Here is a 19,823-nt window from a genome sequence, read left to right as displayed (position 1 = left end):
TTCGGAACAACGAGCCGGGGGGCGACGCGTCCCTCGGGCTGGAGGCAGCACGGTGCACGGTGAGTACAAGGTCCCCGGCGGCAAGCTCGTCGTGGTGGATCTGGACGTCGAGGACGGCGAGCTGCGGCACACCCGCGTGGCCGGCGACTTCTTCCTCGAACCGGACGAGGCCCTCGACGCGATCAACGGCGCCCTGGACGGCGCCCCCGCCGATACCGACGCCGCGGGCCTAGCGGCCCGTATCGAGGCGGCGCTGCCCGAGGGCACGGTCATGTACGGCCTGACGGCGGAGGGCGTGGGGATCGCCGTACGCCGCGCCCTCGCGCACGCCACGGACTGGACCGACTACGACTGGCAGCTCGTCCACGAGGGGCCGCAGCCGCCCGCGCTGCACATGGCCTTGGACGAGGTGCTGACGCAGGAGGTCGCGGCGGGCCGCCGGCCGCCCACGCTGCGGGTTTGGGAGTGGGGCGCCCCTTCAGTGATCATCGGCAGCTTCCAGTCCCTGGCCAACGAGGTGGACCAGGAGGGCGCGGCCCGGCACGGGATCGATGTCGTGCGCCGCGTCTCCGGTGGCGGCGCGATGTTCGTGGAGCCGGGCAACACCATCACGTACTCCCTCTCGGTGCCCGACGCGCTCGTGCAGGGGCTCTCCTTCCAGGACAGCTACGCCTACCTCGACGACTGGGTCCTCGGCGCGCTCGCCGACATGGGCATCAAGGCGTGGTACCAGCCGCTCAACGACATCGCGACGGAGGCGGGGAAGATCGCGGGCGCCGCGCAGAAGCGCCTGGTGGGGCCCGGCGGCGGCGCGGGCGCGGTGCTGCACCACGTGACGATGTCCTACGACATCGACGCCGACAAGATGCTCGAAGTGCTCCGCATCGGCAAGGAGAAGCTCTCCGACAAGGGCACCAAGAGCGCCAAGAAGCGGGTGGATCCGCTGCGCCGCCAGACCGGCCTGCCGCGCGAGACCGTCATCGACCGCATGATCGACTCCTTCCGCGCCCGCTACGGCCTCGCCCGGGGCAAGGTCACCGACGAGGAACTGGCCCGCGCCCAGGAGCTCGTACGCACCAAGTTCGGCACCGCCGAGTGGACGGCCCGCGTGCCCTGAGCCGTACGGAGCCTCAGCGCCCGTCGTCCTCGGGGCTCCGCTGCCAGGCGGTCGTGCCGAGCATGCCGGTCTCGCCGATGTCGAGGCCGCCGTCCGGCTCGATGGTCTCGCGCGGCGCCCCCTTGGCGGTGCCGATCTCGACGTACACGCCGCTGCCCCGCTTGGTGGAGGCGTCCACGGCCGAGTACCGCCAGACCAGTGAGGTGTAGGCGGACTGCCCCGGCTTCAGCCTGATGCGGCTCGGCTCCGGGTTCTCCATGCTGGTGATCGGTTCCGTGCCCTTGAGCACCGTCACGTCGAAGAGCTGCCGGTCCAGGCCGCGGACGCGGATGTCGGGGTAGCCGTTGAGCTCGCGGACGCCCTTGCCGCAGTTGATCGCCCTGACCGACATCGCGCGCAGCCCCATCGCGGCGGTCACCATGCCCGGGGACATGGTCACGCCCGACTTCGGGCAGGGCGGTGCGGTCGGGGTCGAGGGGCCGACGGTCGGCTCGGGGCCGAGCGAGAGGTCGGAGGGCGTGGCCGTACCGCTCGGCGCGGGCCGCGTCGCCCCGGGCGTCGGTTCGCGCTCGGGGTTCACCTCACGGTCGATCTCCGCGCCGAGCCCGCATCCGGACACGAGGAGGGCGATCGCCGAGAGGGCGACGGCGTACCTGAGGGGCTGTCTCGGTATGGCGGTCACGCAGGGATCATGCCACGGCCTCACAACGTCCCTTCCTGGACGCTCACTTCAGACCGCGAGCGGGGCGGCGGCCTCCCGCAGTAACATACATACATGCATGTAGGTATCGAGCGAGTCAGCCAGGCGGAGCGGCGCGCCCGCACCCGCGGTGCGCTCCTGGAATCGGCCGCGCGGGGCCTGTCCCGCTACGGCTACGGAAACCTCGTACTCGAACAGGTGGCGCGCGAGGCGGGATACACGCGCGGCGCGCTCTACCACCAGTTCAAGGACAAGCAGGATCTGACCCTCGCCGTGATCCAGTGGATCGGCGAGACCTGGACGCGGGAGATCGAGCCGCTCATCGAGCGGGAACGGCAGCCCGTCGCGGCCCTGCTCGCCCTGGCGCGCGGCCACGCCGTGTACTGCCGGCGCAACGGCGCGCGGGTGGCGACCGCGCTCCGGCTGGAGTTCAGCGGTCAGGACCATCCCGTGGGGCACGAGATCGAACGGTCCTACGAACTCCTCGTCACGCGCTGCGAGAACCTCATCGGCGTCGCGCGGGAGGCGGGCGCGATCCCGCAGGGACCGCCGACGCGCACCCTCGCCCTTGCCTTCGTCGGCGCGCTCGACGGCACGGTGATCGCTCTGGCCGGCCAGGAACCCCACGACGCGCCGCTCGCCGTCCGCGCCGTCGCGGGCGTCCTCGGAATCGACCCCCGTTCGTACCCCTTGACCGACCAGACGGAGGAAGACGCATGAAGCTCCCCAACGCCGCCCACACGTCACGACCCTGGCGCGTTCACGAGATCACCTCCGACTTCCGCCTCTACGACGTGTGGGCGCTGCCGACGCCCGGCGGGCCCGACGACTTCCCGCTGCTGGTGCGGGACACCGTCGGGGGTGACACATCGGACAGCCCCTCCCGGGTGTCCCGCGCCCTCTTCGCGATCCGCTGGAAGCTCGGGAAGCTGCTCGGCTGGGACGACCCGGCCGCCGGTGTCGGCTCGCGCGTGCCGACGCTGCGCGACCGGCTCCCGGCGGACCTGCGCGAGGGCCCGGCCGGGCCGGAGTTCACGAAGCTGCCGTTCAGGTCGGTCTTCCTGACGGACGACGAATGGGCGTCGGAAATGGGCAACCGCACCGTGCACGGGGTCATGCACCTGAGCTGGGTCGCGGACGGCGCCGGCGGTTACCGGGGCCAGATGGCCGTCCTGGTGAGGCCGAACGGGCTCTTCGGGAAGGCCTATATGGCAGCCATCGCCCCGTTCCGGCACCTGTTCGTGTACCCGGCGCTGATGCGGGAGATCGGCGAGACGTGGCGGGCGCACGGCCGGTAGCCCGCCCGTCCACGGGGTCCTGTCCGCCGACACGGAGGCGGCGGCCTTCCACGGCCTGAGCTCCCTCGGGTCCGGTGTCAGGAGAACTCCGGGATGACCGACGCGCCGTACGCGTCGATGACGTCCTCCCGGGCGTCGTGCATCGCGTACACGGCGAACTGGTCGACGCCCAACTCCCGTAGCTCCCGCAGTCGTTGGAGGTGGGCCTCGACGGGGCCGAGGAGGCAGAAGCGGTCGACGATCTCGTCCGGCACGAACGCCGCGTCAGGGTTCCCGGACCGCCCGTGGTGGCTGTAGTCGTAGCCCTGCCGGGCCTTGATGTACGAGGTGAGGGCCCGCGGCACCGCCGACGAGTCCTCGCCGTACCGTGCGACGAGATCGGCGACGTGGTTGCCGACCATGCCGCCGAACCAGCGGCACTGCTCGCGGGCGTGCGCGAGGTCGTCGCCGACGTACGCGGGCGCGGCGACGCAGATCTTCACGTCGGACGCCCTGCGCCCCGCGGCGGTCGCCGCGTCCCGCACGGCCTTCACCATGTACTCGGTCAGGTAGGGGTCGGCGAGTTGCAGGATGAACCCGTCCGCCTTCCGCCCGGCGAGCGCGAGCGCCTTCGGGCCGTACGCCGCCATCCACACCGGCAGCTTCCCGTCCCGCACCCACGGCAGCCGCAGCCGCTGCCCGTCGACGTCGGCCTCGCGCCCCTCGGCGAGGTCCCGGATGACGTCGATGGCCTCGCCGAGCCGGGCCAGGGTGTTCGGCTTGCGGCCCGCGACGCGCATCGCCGAGTCGCCGCGGCCGATGCCGCAGACCGTGCGGTTGCCGTACATGTCGTTGAGCGTGGCGAAGGTGGAGGCGGTGACCTCCCAGGTCCTGGTGCCCGGGTTGGTGACCATGGGGCCCACCGTCAGCCGCGTGGTGTGTTCGAGGATGCGGCTGTAGACGACGAACGGCTCCTGCCACAGGACGGCGGAGTCGAAGGTCCAGCCATAGCGGAAGCCGCTCCGCTCCGCCCGCCGCATGAGTCCGACGACCGCCGAGGCGGGCGGATCGGTCTGGAGCACAAGTCCGAAATCCACAGCGGGACCTCCTGGTCCACCACGTGCCGGATGAGGCCTCGGAGGTGATCCGAGAAGGGACAATCCTGGACTTGCCACCGGCCCTTGGCAAGAGCACCTCGCCGCGTCAGCCGCCGCAGGCGACGCCGCCTCCCGCGGCCAGCGCGGCGAGGTGGTCGTCGACGAGCCGGACCTGGCGGGACACGGGGAACGCCGGGGCGTCGAGCAGCGCCTGGACCACCAGACCGAGCACGAAGGCCTGGGCACCGGCGGCGAGGCGTTCCGGGTCGCCGGGGGCGACTTCGCCGAGCCGCTGGGCCCGCGCGATCAGGTCGCGCAGCCTGTCACGGCCGCGCGCGTACCTGCGGGCGTGGTCGGCGCGGAGTTCGGGGTCGGCGAGCGCGGTGTCCCAGGAGGAGACCCAGATGCGGTTGCTGTCGGTGGCCTCGTCGGTGAGCGGCAGGATGTCCAGGAGCGCGGCCCGTACGGCGGCCAGGCCCTGCCCGGCGGCGCGCCTTGGGCGGGCGTCGGTGCGCTGCTCCAGGAGGTCGAGGGCGTGCGCGACCAGGTCGCGTTTGGTGCGGAAGTAGTGCGTCAGGAGGCCGGTGCTCGCCCCGAGTTCGGCGGCGACGGCGCGCATGGTCAGCCCGCCGAAGCCGTGCGCGGCCAGCACCCGCCAGACGGCCTCGGAGACGTCCCGGCGGCGCGCTTCGTGATCTCCCTTGGTACGTGGCATGCTGCCACGGTACATAACCCGTAACGCTTGTTGTGTGAATGGAGTCCTCATGTTCTCCCTCCCGCTGCGGGACGGCGCCGACCTGCGCCCCCTGGAGACGTGGCACGCCGAGGAGTTCGCCGCCCATCTCGACCGGGCGCGGGAGCACATCCGGCCATGGGTGGGTTCCGGGTTCGTCACCGACGACGTCGACGGCGCCCGGGCCACCCTGCGCCGGTACGCGGAGCGGCAGGCCGCGGACGGCGCGCGCCTCTACGGCATCTGGCTCGACGGCACGCTGGTCGGCGGCGTCATGTTCGTGGCCTTCGACGCCGCGGCGGGCACGTGCGAGGTCGGCTGCTGGCTGGAACCGGCCGCCGAGGGCCGCGGTCTGATCACCACGGCGTGCCGCACCCTGCTGGACTGGGCGTTCACCACCCGGGGCGTGCACCGCGCCGAGTGGCGCTGCCGGGCCGACAACGCCCGCAGCTCCGCGGTCGCCGAGCGGCTCGGCATGACCCTCGAAGGAGTACAGCGCGAGGCCTGGCCCTACGGCGGCACCCGCTACGACAAGCAGAACTGGGCGGTCCTCGCCGGGGAGTGGCGCGCCGGGGCGTGAAGGGTGCGGGACTTGCCGCCCTCTCGCCGTCCGGCGAACCCCGGTACCGAAGGACGCGCGTGGTCCATTCGGGCAGGCACGAGCAGCAGGCCGGTGTCGCGGGCGGTCCCGGGCCGGGGCGGCGCCTACGCTCGCCAGCGTTCGTTCGCCGGTACTCGGGGCAGACCCGCACTCATCACCTCATGGAGCGCCATGGCTTCCGATCGCGCGCGGCCCTCCGGGGCCGCGGTGAGCGCCCGGTCCGCGGTGAGCGCCGGGTCCCTGCTGCGGCACGGAAAGCTGTGGGTCGCACCGGGTGTGCTCAGCGGACTCGTCGCCCTGATCCTCTCCCTGCTGTACATGGGCGGCGTCCTCACCCCGGAGAGCAGTCTCCACCGGCTGCCGATCGCGCTCGTGGACCAGGACGCCGGCAAGCCTCTGCCCGGAGCGCGGCAGAACCTGGGCGCGCAGGTCAGCGCCCAGGTCATCTCATCCACTCCGGCCGAAGACGTACGGTGGCGCCGCCTCGGCATCGAGGCCGCCAAGGACCAACTCGCCTCCGGCAAGATCTACGGCGCCCTGGTGATCCCCGCCGACTTCACCGCCACGGTGGGGTCGCTGACCGGCCCCCGCGCCACTCGGCCGACCCTGACCGTGCTCAGCAACCCGGGGTTGGGCAGCCTCGGCTCGTCGATGGCCACCCGGATCAGCCAGCAGGCGGCCCAGAAGGCGTCGACGGGCATCGGCAAGCAGCTCATGGCCTCGCCGGAGATCGCCGACGCGGACTCCGCCACCCGTCTGCTGGCCGCCGACCCCGTCGCCGTGCGCACGGAGCCCGGCCACCCCATCGGGCGGCACAGCGGAATGGGGCTCAGCGCCTTCTACTACACGCTGCTGCTCGTACTGGCGGGCTTCCTGGGCGGCAACATCATCCACAACGCCGTCGACACCGCCCTCGGTTACGCCGACGCGGAGATCGGCCCCTGGCATTCGCGCCGGCCCACCGTCCCGATCAGCCGTACACAGACCTTGCTGCTCAAAATGGCCATGACCGCGGTGCTGGCGGTGCCGGTCACCGCGCTGACGATGCTCGCCTGCATCACCATTCTGGGCATGGACGCGTCCCACCTGCCCACGCTGGCGCTGTTCTCGTACTGCTCCTGCCTGAGCGTGGGACTCGGCGTACAGGCGATCAACGCGGCGTTCGGGAGCATCGGCCAGATCGTGTCGATGTTCGTCTTCATCGCGCTGGCCCTGCCGTCCTCCGGCGCCACCATCCCGCTGGAGGCCGTGCCGGGGTTCTACCGCTTCCTGGGCGTCTTCGAGCCGATGCGTCAACTCGTCTCGGGGGTCAGGGCGATCCTGTACTTCGACGCCCGGGCGGACGCCGGGCTCACCCGCGGCTGGATCATGATCGCGGTCGGCGCGGCGGCGGCGCTCGCCTTCGGCTTTCTCATGACCCGGTACTACGACCGCAAGGGCCTGCACCGCATGGTGCCCCAGCCGAGCTGAGGGCGCGGCCGCGGTGCGGCCGCCTCGACGGCCCGGAATGATCATCGATTTCCGGCCCGCCGTTCGCCTGATTCTTCGCACAAACACTTATACAGTTCAGAAGTCCCCCACTTGGGGAATTCCGTCACCCGAATGCCACGTATCCGCAACGAATGGGCGCGCGTTATCTCGAATATGACGAAGGAACTTCCCGATCACAGCTCCCGCGCGCCCCACTACCAGCCCCCTCTGGCCGTGCGCAGGAAGGTCAAGGTCGGCCCCCACCCGGCCGGCGTCACCTCGGCGGCGCCGGTCGTCGGCGACACACTAAACCGAAGCGCGGTCCCTGTCCCACCTTCGACAGAATCTCTCCTGATGGACTTCTTGGACCATATGAATGCGCTGGAGTCAGGCCTTGCCCAACGATGGCGCGATTCCGTCACCAGGCCCGATGTGGCAATGTCGGAATGATCTGATTAAACATGCAGAATGATCCTCTCTACTACCATCCGGAATACTCAGGCGGCCATGCGCCGCCCGGGTACCTCCATGAACACCAAGGGCAGTACGGCCTCCCCGAGGGCCCTTACTCGCCCCTGACGGAACCGCCTGATCCGAGCTGGGACCCGGCCGAGGAACTGGCGTACCTGCTCCAGGACGCGATCACGGACCAGACCGTCCCTGCCTTTCCCGCAGGCGAAGAGGTCGCGGCTGCCGACGCCCCCGCCGGCTCCCCGCTCCGAGCCCTTCACGACATCACGACCGAGTTGCCGCCGCTGAGGAAGAGCCCGCAGAGCCACCGCAAGACCCGTGAACAGCAGCGCCTGCACCTGGTCCGGACCGCGAGCTACGCCATCACCGCACTCGTGGCTCTCACGGCGTCGGCGGTGAGTCTCTTCAGCACGGCGGTCGCCTATGACCCGCTGAGGATCATCGCGATCGGCCACACGGAGAACAGCTCGGTCACCTGGTGGCCCGCCCTCGTCTTCGGACCCTGGCTGGTGGCGTCCCTGTCCGTCCTACGAGCCGCTCTGCATCAACGCCGCGCCGTCCACTCCTGGTGCGTAGCCGTCCTCTTCTCCCTGATCACGATGCTCCTGTGCATCGCCCAGGCCCCCAGAGACGTCATCGACATCACCGTCGCCGTCCTGCCCAGCCTCGCCTCCCTGGCCTGTTTCCAGCAACTGGTCCGGCAGGTCACCCTCACCCGGCCCCCCAAGCGCGTCGCCCCCCGCCATCGCCTCCCCCAGACCCGCGTGCCGCTCCCCGCCGATGAAGCAGCCGCCAAGACGACGGCCGGCGCCTCCCAGAAGGCAGGAGTCCCCCGGCCGCGCCCCGCGGGACGCGGGGAGCAGTGAACGGGAGCGGTGGGGGGGGGGGGGGGGGGGGGGGGCCGCCCCCCCCCCCCCCCCCCCACCGCCCGTAGACCTGGTTGCCGAGGACGCACGTGGCGGTAACCGCCTGTTCGCCGCCGAGGATCATCAACGCGCCGACCTCTGGTCGTGCGGCGTCCTGTCCGGCTCCTCGTCCGGGGTGGTGGTGCCGAGCATCGCGACTCCTGGCACGGGCAGGACGGCGACAACGGTCAGGAGCAGGGCGCAGGCGGCGAAGGCGGCCATCACCGCCGCGGAGAGCACACCCAGCAGGAAGCCCGCCGCCGCCACGCAGAGCGGCATGAGGGCCTGGGTGAGCAGCGCGTCCAGGGCGTAGACCCGGCCGAGCATGTGGTCCGGGGTCCGTTCCTGCAGCGCCGCGCCCCAAAGGACCGCGAAGACCGACGCTCCCGCACCGGCCAGCGCGCTGAAGGCGACCACCCACGCGGTCGGCGCGTCCACCGCCACGGCGACGATCTGTGGCAGCTCACACAGCAGCGCGAGCATGGCGACGGTGCCGGGCCGCCGGGAGCGTATGCGGGAGGCGGTGAGGGTCGCCGCGAGCGCGCCGCACGCGGTGGCGCTCGTGACGAGGCTGAGCGCGGCCGGCCCGCGGCCACCCATCACGAGCGGTACGACCACTGCCATCGGGGCGATGACCAGGGCTGCCTGGGCCGTGCCCTGGACCATGACGCCGAGCATCCACTTCTGGCCGCGGACATAGCTGATGCCGTCCAACGCCTCGCGCACCAACCCGGCCCTGTCCGCGGCGTCCTTGCCGGAGCTCACCTTCGGTTCATCCAGTCTCACAAGGGTCGCGAGGCTGAACACGAAGGTGAGGATGTTGATCAGCAGGCCCCAGCGCGGGGAGGAGGCAGCGGTGACGGACCCCCCGATGACCGGGCCGACGATCCCGGTGAAGCGGCTGGTGGCCGAGCGCAGTGCCGATGCCTCACGGCGCTTGTCGCGTCCGGCGAGTTGGGCGATGAGCGCCGTGTACGCGGGGCGGTGGATGCCGGCCCCGCAACCGAAGACGGCTCCCAGGACCGCCAGGATCTCGATCGGGGCGTCCGGGCCCGCGAGCAGCAGGACGGCGACCCCGAAGATCCGCAGGAGGTCGGCAGCGCAGATCACCAGGGATCTGCGGACCCGGTCGGCGACGGCTCCGCCGAAGACCAGGGTGATGATGCTGCCCAAGGCGGTCGCCGCCAGCAGGGTGCCCAGCGCCTGCGCGGCGTCTGCTCGGGGCAACAGGTACAGCGAGACGGTGATGGCGTAGACCCCGTCACCGACCATGCTGACGAACTGACCCGCCCACACGCGCCCGAGCTTCGGGGTCCGCAGAACAGAGAACACTGTCACCTCTTACTGAGCCTCTTCGTGAGCTGTACGGGATGCGCCGTACAGGTTGGGGGTGCGCGGTCCGTCCTCATGGCCGGCCGCCTACTCCTGCGCGGCCGCAGAGACCATGTCAAGGGCCTGGGCCAGCTCGTCGGGCAGGTGTACCGAGCAGGCGGTGAGCGAGGCGCGCAACTGGGTGGCGTTCCGGGCGCCTACGAGGGCGGAGACGACCCCCGGGCGGTCACGCAGCCAGGCCAGGGCGACCGCACCGGCCGGTACGTCCATGGCCCGGGCGACGAGCCGGACGGCTTCCACCACGCGCTGGTCGTCCGGTGGTTCCAGGTAGCGTTCGGAGAACCCCTCGTAGTACGGGATGTCCGCGCGCGAGCCGACGGTGCCACCCTCGCCGTACTTGCCCGTCAGGGCGCCCCCGGCCAGCGGTGACCAGGCCAACAACCCCATTCCGGCGGCGACGGCGGCGGGGAGCGTGTCCTGCTCGACGCCGCGCCGCAGCAGCGAGTACTCGGCCTGGACGGAGGCCAGGGGGCTACCGGCGTGCTCACGCTGCCATGTCCACGCGCGCGTGACCTGCTCGCCGGGGTAGTTGCACAGGCCGACGTGGCGTGCGCGGCCGGTCGCGACCGCGGTGTCCAACGCGGACAGGGTCTCGGCGAGGTCGACGGCGTCCGACCAGGCGTGGACCTGCCACAAATCCACATGGTCGGTGCCGAGGCGACGCAGTGACCCGTCCAGTGCGTGCAGCATCGCGCGCCGGGACACGTCCAGCTCCTTGGTCCGCGGGTCGACGCCGGCTTTCGTGGCGATGACCAGCCGGTCCCGCAATCCCTTCCGCACGAGGGAGCCGACGAACTCCTCGGAGGCACCGGCGTTGTAGGAGGCGGCGGTGTCCAGGAGGGAGCCGCCCGCGTCCAGGTAGGTGTGCAGGCAGGCCTTGGCCTCTTCCAGGGACACCTCCCTGCCCCAGTTCCATGTGCCGAGCCCGATCTCCGGCAGCAGCGGTCCCGAGGTACCAAGGGAACGCGTGATCACGCCGCCGCTCCTTCCAGCCCCAGTCGGTGCACCATGCCCTCGGACAGCGAGTCGGGCACGCGGTACGCGCGCAGCTCGGCTCGGAAGCGCTCGGAGAACTCCTGGTTGCGCTCGGTGGCCTGCTTGGCGAGGCTCGACGCCGGTTCGCTCCGGGCTGCGATGCCGAGGTGGTCGAGAACTCCCCTGACCGTGCCCGTCAAGTCCTCGACGAGGGACTCGTAGGCGACACTCACCGACCGCAGACCGCGGTCCGCGACGAACCGGGACCAGTGTTCCTCGTCCTCCGCGAAGCGGATCACGCGGCGCAGGATCTCGTAGAAGTCGTACACCACCGTCTCGGACCGGTCCGTCCCCTCGTACTCGAAGGAGACCGAAGGTTCCTCGCCCTTGCGCTGGAAGAAGACGTGGGTGGTGTCGGCGATGAGGCTCGACACGGCTTGGCCCACCAGGTCCTTCCGGTAGATCCGCACCGCCGCGGGTCGCGTGGTGTCCCCGAAGATCTGCAACGGGTCGGCGCCGAAGCGCTGTTGGACCCATTGGTACTGGTGCCAGTGCACCTTGACCGAGAGGATTCCGTCGACGCGGGCACCGACGCCCACGGCATCGAGATACTCGGCGGGGCTGTGCAGGTCGGGGGCCTGCACCGTGGAGCAGGCGCCGCGCATGCCCCACTCGCCCGCGTGGTGATGGATCAGCGCCCTGGAGAACCATTCCTGCGGATCGCCGGCCCCCGCACCGGCGAGCGCGTCGCACAGGTACGTACTTCCTGATCTCGGCGTCGCGAGGACGACGTAGTCGCGGCTGGAGGATCGGGGTGAAGAGTGCATCAGTGAGCTCCCAGCGCGTTGGTGATCCGGTCGGCCAGGGGTGAACCCGGCCTGCTGCCGGTGCCGGTCACGGTCGGCGCCGGGCGGGCTGTGTCCAGGATGAGATCGGCCAGCGGCAGGTGGGCGTGGGCGGCGCGGACCAGGGTGTGGAGCAGTTGCCTGCCGCCGTTGTCCAGCCACTCGTCCGTGAAGGAGTCGTCCTCGCCGCGGGCCCTGACCCGGTCGATCAGGCAGTCTGTGGACCGTTGCGGGTCGTCGGCGAAGGGCAGGACGAGCACGGTGAACTCCGCGGCGGCGAGCGCTTGGTGGACGCGCCGGGTGTCGGCGTCGGTGTACTGCTGGAGTACGCCGCCACCGGTGTCGAGCACTGATCCGGCGTGGCACACGGTGCCCTGGGCGAGGGCCCGGGCCTCGAACCTCGCTTCGTAGCGGTGCAGCCCGCCCGCGCCGCCTTCCTGGAAGAGCCGGTCCGCTCGCGCCGTGGTGTATCCGTACGGCCGGTACGTCTGGGCGCGGACGGTGTCGAAGTGCACCACGTCCCGGCCCAGGGCGCGGGCGATGGACGTGGCCGCGGTGGTCTTCCCCGCACCGGGCGGACCGGCAAGGACGACGGCCACGGTTCAGGTCCGCAGGGACTGGTACAGGCGGGCGGCGAGGTCCGGGCGCACCTGTTCGCTCAGTGCTCCGTAGAGGAAGGCGACCGGGCTGTCCATCCTGTCTCCCACGTACCACTGGCGCAGCCGGCTCACGGCGAGTTCCCAGATGTGGATCTCGCCTCGCAGGACGGAGACGAGGTCGACGCTGTTGACGTCGATGCCGCTGGGGATCGTGAAGAGGGCGTCCCGCATCCCCCCGGGCCAGGGCTCGAACCGAGCGCTGTTCAGGTTGAGGGCGTGGACGACGTCTCCCTGGGGTGTTCCGCGCAGATGGACCGCGAACCTCAGGGGACCGGCCTGTCGGCCGAGGTAGACGTTGGTGTTGACCAGCTCCCGGCCCAGCGGGGAGAGCATGATCAACGGAGCCAGCCCGGCGAGTTCCTCATGGATGAGCCGCATATCCGCCTCGTCGGCGGTGCGCTCGAAGATCGGGGGCATCGGGGTGGCCGGGTCGAAGTCACCGCGCGCCTGCCTGTCCGACGGCTCGACGGGGGTGGTCGGTTCGGTCCTGGTGATCCACGGCACGCCTGTCTTGCCGGTCCGGTCCTTGTCGTACACGGCCGATTCACCGGGGGCCAGCCCGATCAGCTTCGTGTCGATGGAGAGAGCGTTGGCGATCTCCTCCAGCTCTCCGAAGTCGTTCCACAGGAACTCCCCGTGCTTGCGCGGTGCTTGCACATAACCGCCGCCGCTCAGAGCGATCAGGCGTACCGACGGGAATCGCGCCGCGGTGTCGTTCAGGAGGGAGGACAGCAGCTCGAGTCCGGCGACCTCCGGCGCCTGCGCCTCGGGTACGGGCAGCAGGTTGTCGAAGGCACCCAGTTCACCGGCGGGCGGCACCTGCGCGTTGTGCGTGGCGATGAACACCTCGGGGGTGCAGTCGGCCGGCACGTCCTGGCTCACGGCGGTGTCGGACTGGATGAAGACGCCTCCGCCCGCGGCGCCGACGGGCTTTACGTAGAGGCTGGTGACCCGGCTCTCCCAGACAGGCACATCCGGGTCGCCCTGCAGCAGCGACAGTTCGGCGCCGCCGATCTTCAGGGGTTCGGCATGGTCGAGAAGGTGCACCTCCCGTCCCAGTGCCTCGAGTTCATCGGTGCAGACCTTGGGCATCAACCGGTGCGTGACGACGGGTATGTCGGCGGGAAGGCGCCGCAGCGAGGGCAGATGGAAATGGTCGAGATGTTCGTTGGTGACGACCACGGCGTCCACCCGGGGCATCAGGTCCAAGTCGATCCGGCGGGCGGGGTGGATCTCGAAGCGCAGCTGGGACGAGTGCCCGAAGGATGTCTCGACCACCGGGTCGACCAGGATCCGTGTGGCTCCCACCTCCACGAGCCATGACTGCTGCCCGAGAAACGTGATGACGTCCGGCATCTCTATTCGATCCCCTTCTTGACTGTTTCCAGTTGCAGGTCGTACACCTGGCAGCTGATGTCGGGACGTGCCTGTTCGCCGAGGGCGTCGAACAGCAGGGCGACCGGCGAGCCGAAAGCGTCGTTGGCGTACCAGGAATGCATGGCGATTCCGACGATGTCCCAGATCTGCAAGCTGCCACGCAGTACGCCGGCCAGGTCGGAGGCGTGCACGACCATGCCGTAGGGATACGTGCGAAGGGCGTCGGCCAGCGGGATGTCCTCGACGGGAACGAAGGCGCCGTGAGCGAGGTCGAATGCCAGTGACGTGTCCTGGGAATGGGGCCGGAGAAGCTTGAGGACCAGAGGCCGGACGCCGTGGGTTCCCGAGCGGGCGGACTGAATCAGATCCTGGCCGAGCGAAGACAGCAGAATGACCCGAGCGAGATAGGTCAGCTCCTTCTCGATGTCACGGAGGGCCGCCTGTTCCTGCTCCGCGCTGCCCGACGGAATGATCTGGCGCAGCGGGATGGCGTCACCGGACCGGAGAAATGCCGCCCGCCGGTTCTGCAGTTCCGTGAAGCGCCGGCGGTCGGTCTTCAGCCAGGGCAGCTCCCCGGTGCGGCGGATTCCCTCGGGGCCGACCGAGAGGACATCTCCTGGTTCGGGTCCCGATACATCCACCCAGCGCATGAGCCGGGAGGCAAGTTCCGCCAATGTCTTCTGTTCAGAGAAAGGAAAAGGACCCATCTGTTCATAGTCCTTCAGAAACCCCCCTCCGCAGACGAGAAAATGACTGCCCTGGAAGACGGTTGTCTGACGGATGGTTTCGGCGATGATGCCTTGCAGGATTTCAAGCCCGGCGAACGCGCCTCGCCTGCCCCGGTGTTCGGCTATCTCCGTCGAGCTGAGGTTGTCCAGTGAGCCGAACACCCCGGGGGGCGTGATCTGCGCGTTGTTGCTCACTGCCACGGCCGCCGGTCTGGGCAGCAAGCCGTCCTCGACCTGCGCCACGAACTCGTCGGAAATCAGTGCGTCGATCCCGAGGTAGATTCCACCGATCTCCGGGTCCTCGGCGTCCCTGACATACACCTGGCTGACCCTGCTCTCCCAAAGGACGGTGTCCGCCCCCGGCGGGAAGAGGGTGATCAGGGCTGATCCGTACTGATGGGTCTCGCCGAACGCCAACCGGTGGACGGTGAAGCCCAGATCCTCGATGGCTTCGACCGCCCGGTCGATCATCAGGGGCCCCACGACGATCGGGACGGACCGTTCCAGCTTGTTGAGGGACGGCAGATGGTAGTGATCGGAGTGCTCATGACTGATGACGACCGCCGACGGCGTGGGCATCAAATCGTGCGCGATCTCCCGGGGCGGGTAAATCTCCACCGGACTGGACGTATATTCTTCACCATATCTCGGAAGCAAAATGGCATCAATCAGTACGGGGGCGCCCTGGTCACCCACCGCGAATCCGTTGTGCCCAAGAAAACCAAGCTGCATTGCCGTCCTCCTGCACGCTGCCCGCACCTGTTGGTTTCGCCGAGGATCCGGCCGGAAGCCTGGCGGCTTCCGGCCGGAGAAATCACCCGATCACCAGGATCAGCGGGTGTAGTGGTGGAACACCTTCGCGCCCTTGGCTGCCTTCGACTTCTTGCCTGACGCGTTCTCCAGGTTGCCGATCAGCGCCTTCAGCGTGTCGATGTCGGTCTTCTGGAGCGTCTTTCCTTCGGTGCTTGCCATCTCTCTCCCTCATCCAGTCCACGTCACCGACGCGGAAATTGGGCGAACAGTTGGTATTGCCCGACGATCATTTGAGATCCACGAAGCAGAAGTCAAGAGCCTCAAGAAACATTGGCAAACACGCAGCACTTCTTCAATTCCGCTTCAGGGCATGCTCAAGAAACCCGGGGTGCGGGCGTGCACGCATCGGGGTGAGTGTCAGGAAGAAATGATTACGAGGAGACGTTCAGGTTCGGCGCGTGGTCGCCGCATCGTCTCGACCGTGCGGGGCGGAACGTGCTGGATCCGCTGCCGCTGCGCAGCGAACAATCGCCGTACGGAGCTGACACATGGGTGCCACCGGCCTCTCTCGGGGAAATCCGCCCCGGTAGGTGAGGTTCGACGGCGTGAGTCTCCTGACTCGGGATCCAGGCTCCTCCGCGCCTTCCCACCCCTTACGGAGTCGTGGCAGTGCGGAGTCGCTCCCCCTTCACAGTGGCGGTACCGTGCCGGAATCACACCGGCTTCCTCGTTCCACCGTCGACAAGCAAGTTCGAGTATCACAGACCAGGCCATGATCGCGCCAGGGCTGGAGGCGCGCCGATCCCGCAGACCGCGTCATGTGCGTGGCCGTCAAAGTAGTGCTGCCCAGGGCTATTTGGGCAGCGCGGGCCGATCTCCGGCTACGGCGGTGGCGCCCGGCCGCCCAGGACAGCGGGCGCGTGGCGGTCCGAGGACGCAGGCGGTGCTCGGCGAGCCGGGCGATCGGCCATGCGGTCAAGAAAGCTCTCTTTCAGTTCAGGTACTGGCAGGTGGAGCGCGGCGTGTACAGGCCGTGTCCTGCCCGGCCGGTGTAGGTGCGGGCGTCGATGACGACCTGCCCGCGTGAGAGGACCGTCTCCACCTGGCCCGTGACCCTCTTTCCCTCGTACGCCGAGTAGTCGACGTTCATGTGGTGGGTCTCGGCGGACATGACCTGCTCGGCGTGCGGGTCGTAGATCACGATGTCGGCGTCCGCGCCGGGGGCGATGGTGCCCTTCTTCGGATAGAGGCCGAACATCCGGGCCGGGGCGGCGCAGGCGATCTCGATCCAGCGCCGGCGGCTGATGTGCCCGTCGACGACCGCCTGGTGCAGGAGGTCCATCCGGTTCTCCACGCCCGGCAGGCCGTTGGGGATCTTCGAGAAGTCGCCGCGGCCGAGCTCCTTCTGGCCCGTGAAGCAGAACGGGCAGTGGTCGGTGGAGACGACCTGGAGGTCGTTGGTGCGCAGCCCGCGCCAGAGCGCCGCCTGGTGTTCACGCGGCCTCAGCGGCGTACTGCACACGTATTTGGCGCCCTCGAAGTCCGGCTCGGCGAGGTTGTCGGTGGAGAGGAAGAGGTACTGCGGGCAGGTCTCGCCGAAGACGTTCAGGCCCTTGTCGCGGGCGGCGGCAAGCTCGGCGACGGCCTCCTCGGCCGACACGTGCACGACATACAGCGGGGCGTCGGCGACCCGGGCGAGCTGGATCGCGCGGTGCGTGGCCTCCGCCTCCAGCAACGCCCTGCGCACCTCGCCGTGGTAGCGCGGATCGGTCTCGCCGCGGGCCAGGGCCTGCTCGACGAGTACGTCGATGGCGATGCCGTTCTCGGCGTGCATCATGATCAGCCCGCCGTTGGCCGACGCTCGCTGCATGGCACGCAGGATCTGCCCGTCGTCGCTGTAGAAGACGCCGGGGTAGGCCATGAAGAGCTTGAAGGAGGTCACGCCCTCCTCCACCAGCAGATCCAGCTCCTTGAGCGTCCGCTCGTTCACATCGGAGACGATCATGTGGAAGGCGTAGTCGATCGCGCACTTCCCGTCCGCCTTCGCGTAGTACGCGTCGAGCCCCTCGCGCAAGGGGTGCCCCACGGTCTGCACCGCGAAGTCGACGATGGTGGTGGTGCCGCCCCAGGCGGCGGCCCGGGTCCCGGTCTCGAAGGAGTCGGCCGAGAAGGTGCCGCCGAACGGGAACTCCATGTGCGTATGGGCGTCGACCCCGCCCGGGATCACGTACTTTCCGGTGGCGTCGATGACGTGCTCGGCGGTCCACGCGCCCGCCGCGGCGGTGCCGCTCGCGGCGAGCGCGGCGATCCTGCCGTCCTCGATCAGCACGTCGGCGTGGATCTCCTCGGCGGCGGTGACGACGAGGCCGCCGCGGATCAGGGTGCGGATACTCATGTGGTGCGCTCCCTCTTCTGCACAGGGGGTGTGGCAGGCCCTAGGCGCTTCGCAGGGCCTGTTCGAGGATGGCCGCGCCCTCCTCCGCCTCCGCGACGGTCAGCGAGAGGGGCGGGGCGACGCGCAGGACGCTGGTGCTGTGGCCGCCTCCCTTGCCGATGAGCAGTCCGCCCTCACGGGCTGCTTCGAGCACCGCGGCGGCCGCACGCTGGTTCGGCTCGTCGGTGCCGGGCTCGACCAGCTCGATGCCGATCATCAGGCCGCGCCCGCGCACCTCGCGTACGACGGGCAGCTGGGCGCAGATCGCCCGCAGCCGCTCGATGAGCAGGCCCCCGACGCGCCGGGCGTTGCCCTGGAGGTCGTGCTCCAAGAGGTACGTGAGGTTGGCGAGGCCGGCCGCCATGGTGACCGGTGAGCCGCCGAACGTCGAGATGGAGTTGGCGTCAAGGCAGTTCATGACCTCGGCACGGGCGACGACACCGCCGATCGACATGCCGTTGCCGATGCCCTTGGCGAAGGTCAGCATGTCCGGCGGGCCGCTGCGGGCGTGGGCCTGCCAGCCCCAGAAGTGCTCGCCGGTGCGGCCCCAGCCGGTCTGCACCTCGTCGGAGATCCACAGGATGCCGTGCTCGGCGAGGACCTCGCGGAAGGCGGCGTACAGCCCGTCGGGCGGCGACGTGAAGCCGCCGACCCCCTGGATCGGCTCGGCGATCAGCGCCGCCACTCCCCCACGGGCCTGCCCCAGCATGTCCCGCAGGTCGGCCACGCAGGCCGCCGTGAACTCGGCGTCGCTCAACTCGGCGTACGGGCCGCGGCTGCGGACGCCGCCGTGCACGTACAGCGTCTGGAGCGGGGAGAGGCTCGTCGGCGACCACGACTGGTTGCCGGTGATGCCGACGGCCGAGAAGGAGCGGCCGTGGTAGCTGTTGCGCATCGCCAGGATCTGGTTGGAGCGGCGGTGCGCGGTGGCGAGCAGCAGCGCCGCGTCGTTGGCCTCCGTGCCGGAGGTCGTGAAGAAGACACGGGCGTCGGGGATGCCGGACAAGGCCGCGACGCGCTCGGCGAGTTCGACCATCGGGCGGTCGAGATAGAGCGTCGAGGAGTGGATGATCCGGCCCGCCTGCTCGCTCACCGCCTTGGTGACCTCGGGCAGGGCGTGCGCCGTCATGGTGGTGAGGATGCCGCCGAAGAAGTCGAGGTACTTCCTGCCGTCGGCGCCCCAGACATACCGGCCCTCGCCGTGCGTCAGCTCGATGGGCCGCTGGTAGTAGAGCGCGAGCCACTCGGGCATGACCGCCCTGTGGCGGTCGTACAGGTCGGTCACGGCTGCACCAGCCCTTCGTAGGCGTCGGGGCGTCGGTCGCGGTAGAACGCCCACTGTTGTCGTACTTCCTCGATGAGCCCGAAGTCGAGGTCGCGGATGAGGAGTTCCTCTGTCTTGTCGCTCGCGGGCTCGCCGACGAACTGGCCTCGCGGGTCGACGAAGTACGACGTTCCGTAGAAGTCGTTGTCGCCGTACTCCTCCTGGCCCACGCGGTTGATCGCGGCGATGAAGTACTCGTTGGCGACGGCCGCCGCGGGTTGTTCCAGCTGCCAGAGGTGGGAGGAGAGGCCGCGGTGGGTGGCGGAGGGGTTGTAGACGATCTGGGCGCCGTTCAGGCCGAGTTGACGCCATCCCTCGGGGAAGTGGCGGTCGTAGCAGATGTATGCGCCGACCTTGCCGACGGCGGTGTCGAAGACCGGCCAGCCCAGGTTTCCCGGCTTGAAGTAGTACTTCTCCCAGAAGCCCTTGACCTGGGGGATGTGGTGCTTGCGGTACTTGCCGAGGTAGCTTCCGTCGGCGTCGATCACGGCCGCGGTGTTGTAGTAGAAACCGGACTGCTCGGTTTCGAAGACCGGGACGACGATCACCATGCCGGTCTCGCGGGCGAGCGCCCGCATGCGCGTGACGGTGGGTCCGTCCGGCACGGGCTCGGCCCAGCGGTAGTGCTCGGGCTCCTGGACCTGGCAGAAGTAGGGAGCGTTGAAGACCTCTTGGAATCCGATGATCCTCGCGCCCTGCCGGGCCGCCTCGCGGGCGTGCTCCTCGTGCTTGGCGATCATGGATTCGGTGTCGCCCGTCCAGGTCGCCTGGACTAGTGCGGCGCGTACGACGTTGACCATGAGCTGCTCCTTCGGTGCCCTGGGGAGGACTGCCCTCGAGAGGGCGTCAGAGAGCCTGTACGCACGTAGAGAGAGTCTCTACGCACGTAGATTTGGTGCGTGGACAGGCAAACGTAAGCCTGCGCCGACGGGCTGAGCAAGACCATCGTCGTCAGCCGGCGGAGT

General features: G+C 69.6%; 19 protein-coding genes and 1 riboswitch. Of the genes, 6 read left to right on the top strand and 13 right to left on the bottom strand.

Features of this window, described 5'->3' with window-relative positions; genetic code table 11:
- Window positions 1–52 precede the first annotated feature (52 nt).
- Window positions 53–1,117: a biotin/lipoate A/B protein ligase family protein gene (locus ACF062_RS10145; protein WP_392137288.1), complete on the top strand. Its 1,065-nt coding sequence runs from the start codon at window positions 53–55 to the stop codon at window positions 1,115–1,117.
- A 13-nt stretch (window positions 1,118–1,130) separates the two neighbouring features.
- Here the strand turns inward: ACF062_RS10145 and ACF062_RS10140 are convergent, their stop codons facing one another.
- Window positions 1,131–1,799, bottom strand: a complete 669-nt coding sequence (locus ACF062_RS10140; RefSeq protein WP_392137287.1) for a DUF4232 domain-containing protein — start codon at window positions 1,797–1,799, stop codon at window positions 1,131–1,133.
- A 93-nt stretch (window positions 1,800–1,892) separates the two neighbouring features.
- Between ACF062_RS10140 and ACF062_RS10135 the strand changes: the two genes are divergently transcribed.
- Window positions 1,893–2,537: a TetR/AcrR family transcriptional regulator gene (locus ACF062_RS10135; RefSeq protein ID WP_392137286.1), complete on the top strand. Its 645-nt coding sequence runs from the start codon at window positions 1,893–1,895 to the stop codon at window positions 2,535–2,537.
- Window positions 2,534–3,115, top strand: coding sequence for a DUF2867 domain-containing protein (locus ACF062_RS10130; RefSeq protein WP_392137285.1), 582 nt, complete (start codon window positions 2,534–2,536; stop codon window positions 3,113–3,115). The genes ACF062_RS10135 and ACF062_RS10130 overlap by 4 nt, the downstream gene beginning before the upstream one ends.
- Window positions 3,116–3,192: 77 nt before the next feature.
- Here the strand turns inward: ACF062_RS10130 and ACF062_RS10125 are convergent, their stop codons facing one another.
- Window positions 3,193–4,191, bottom strand: coding sequence for a TIGR03842 family LLM class F420-dependent oxidoreductase (locus tag ACF062_RS10125; protein WP_392137284.1), 999 nt, complete (start codon window positions 4,189–4,191; stop codon window positions 3,193–3,195).
- 106 nt (window positions 4,192–4,297) lie between these two features.
- Window positions 4,298–4,906, bottom strand: a complete 609-nt coding sequence (locus ACF062_RS10120; RefSeq protein WP_392137283.1) for a TetR/AcrR family transcriptional regulator — start codon at window positions 4,904–4,906, stop codon at window positions 4,298–4,300.
- A 49-nt stretch (window positions 4,907–4,955) separates the two neighbouring features.
- Here ACF062_RS10120 and ACF062_RS10115 point away from each other — a divergent pair, with 49 nt between their 5' ends.
- From ACF062_RS10115 to ACF062_RS10105, 3 genes are all read left to right on the top strand, one after another.
- Window positions 4,956–5,504: a GNAT family N-acetyltransferase gene (locus tag ACF062_RS10115; protein ID WP_392137282.1), complete on the top strand. Its 549-nt coding sequence runs from the start codon at window positions 4,956–4,958 to the stop codon at window positions 5,502–5,504.
- Window positions 5,505–5,696: 192 nt separating this feature from the next.
- Window positions 5,697–6,995 carry a YhgE/Pip domain-containing protein gene (locus tag ACF062_RS10110; protein WP_392137281.1) on the top strand — a complete coding sequence of 433 codons (1,299 nt, stop codon included), beginning with the start codon at window positions 5,697–5,699 and terminating at the stop codon, window positions 6,993–6,995.
- A gap of 461 nt (window positions 6,996–7,456) precedes the next feature.
- Window positions 7,457–8,332 (top strand): DUF2637 domain-containing protein, encoded by an 876-nt coding sequence (locus ACF062_RS10105; protein ID WP_392137280.1) that lies wholly within the window; start codon window positions 7,457–7,459, stop codon window positions 8,330–8,332.
- Between the two features lie 123 nt (window positions 8,333–8,455).
- Here the strand turns inward: ACF062_RS10105 and ACF062_RS10100 are convergent, their stop codons facing one another.
- The 10 genes from ACF062_RS10100 to ACF062_RS10055 form a co-directional block, all read right to left on the bottom strand.
- The gene (locus ACF062_RS10100) at window positions 8,456–9,703 is read right to left on the bottom strand and encodes an MFS transporter (protein ID WP_392137279.1); all 1,248 of its coding nucleotides are present in this window, start codon (window positions 9,701–9,703) and stop codon (window positions 8,456–8,458) included.
- A gap of 87 nt (window positions 9,704–9,790) precedes the next feature.
- Window positions 9,791–10,738, bottom strand: a complete 948-nt coding sequence (locus ACF062_RS10095; RefSeq protein ID WP_392137278.1) for an aldo/keto reductase — start codon at window positions 10,736–10,738, stop codon at window positions 9,791–9,793.
- Window positions 10,735–11,565: a Stf0 family sulfotransferase gene (locus ACF062_RS10090; protein WP_392137277.1), complete on the bottom strand. Its 831-nt coding sequence runs from the start codon at window positions 11,563–11,565 to the stop codon at window positions 10,735–10,737. Before ACF062_RS10090 ends, ACF062_RS10095 begins: the two co-directional genes overlap by 4 nt.
- Window positions 11,565–12,182, bottom strand: a complete 618-nt coding sequence (locus ACF062_RS10085; RefSeq protein WP_392137276.1) for a zeta toxin family protein — start codon at window positions 12,180–12,182, stop codon at window positions 11,565–11,567. The genes ACF062_RS10090 and ACF062_RS10085 overlap by 1 nt, the downstream gene beginning before the upstream one ends.
- Before the next feature lie 3 nt (window positions 12,183–12,185).
- Complete coding sequence (locus ACF062_RS10080) at window positions 12,186–13,598, bottom strand: MBL fold metallo-hydrolase (protein WP_392137275.1); 1,413 nt, start codon at window positions 13,596–13,598, stop codon at window positions 12,186–12,188.
- Window positions 13,599–13,600: 2 nt separating this feature from the next.
- Entirely contained in the window at window positions 13,601–15,079 is a 1,479-nt protein-coding gene (locus ACF062_RS10075) for an MBL fold metallo-hydrolase (protein WP_392137274.1), read from the bottom strand.
- 99 nt (window positions 15,080–15,178) lie between these two features.
- Window positions 15,179–15,319: a hypothetical protein gene (locus tag ACF062_RS10070; RefSeq protein WP_392137273.1), complete on the bottom strand. Its 141-nt coding sequence runs from the start codon at window positions 15,317–15,319 to the stop codon at window positions 15,179–15,181.
- Window positions 15,320–15,686: 367 nt separating this feature from the next.
- Window positions 15,687–15,879, bottom strand: a riboswitch (cobalamin riboswitch).
- Window positions 15,880–16,091: 212 nt separating this feature from the next.
- Window positions 16,092–17,495 (bottom strand): dihydropyrimidinase, encoded by a 1,404-nt coding sequence (gene hydA, locus ACF062_RS10065; RefSeq protein ID WP_392137272.1) that lies wholly within the window; start codon window positions 17,493–17,495, stop codon window positions 16,092–16,094.
- Between the two features lie 40 nt (window positions 17,496–17,535).
- Window positions 17,536–18,819, bottom strand: a complete 1,284-nt coding sequence (locus tag ACF062_RS10060) for an aspartate aminotransferase family protein (protein ID WP_223777779.1) — start codon at window positions 18,817–18,819, stop codon at window positions 17,536–17,538.
- A complete protein-coding gene (locus ACF062_RS10055) occupies window positions 18,816–19,658 on the bottom strand; it encodes a nitrilase-related carbon-nitrogen hydrolase (RefSeq protein ID WP_392137271.1) in 843 nt (280 codons plus the stop codon). The genes ACF062_RS10060 and ACF062_RS10055 overlap by 4 nt, the downstream gene beginning before the upstream one ends.
- Window positions 19,659–19,823: the final 165 nt, after the last annotated feature.

The sequence above is a fragment of the Streptomyces sp. NPDC015345 genome (assembly GCF_043078805.1).
Lineage (GTDB): Bacteria > Actinomycetota > Actinomycetes > Streptomycetales > Streptomycetaceae > Streptomyces.
Note: the sequence above shows the minus strand (reverse complement) of the source record. Positions and strands in the feature narration are given on the sequence as shown.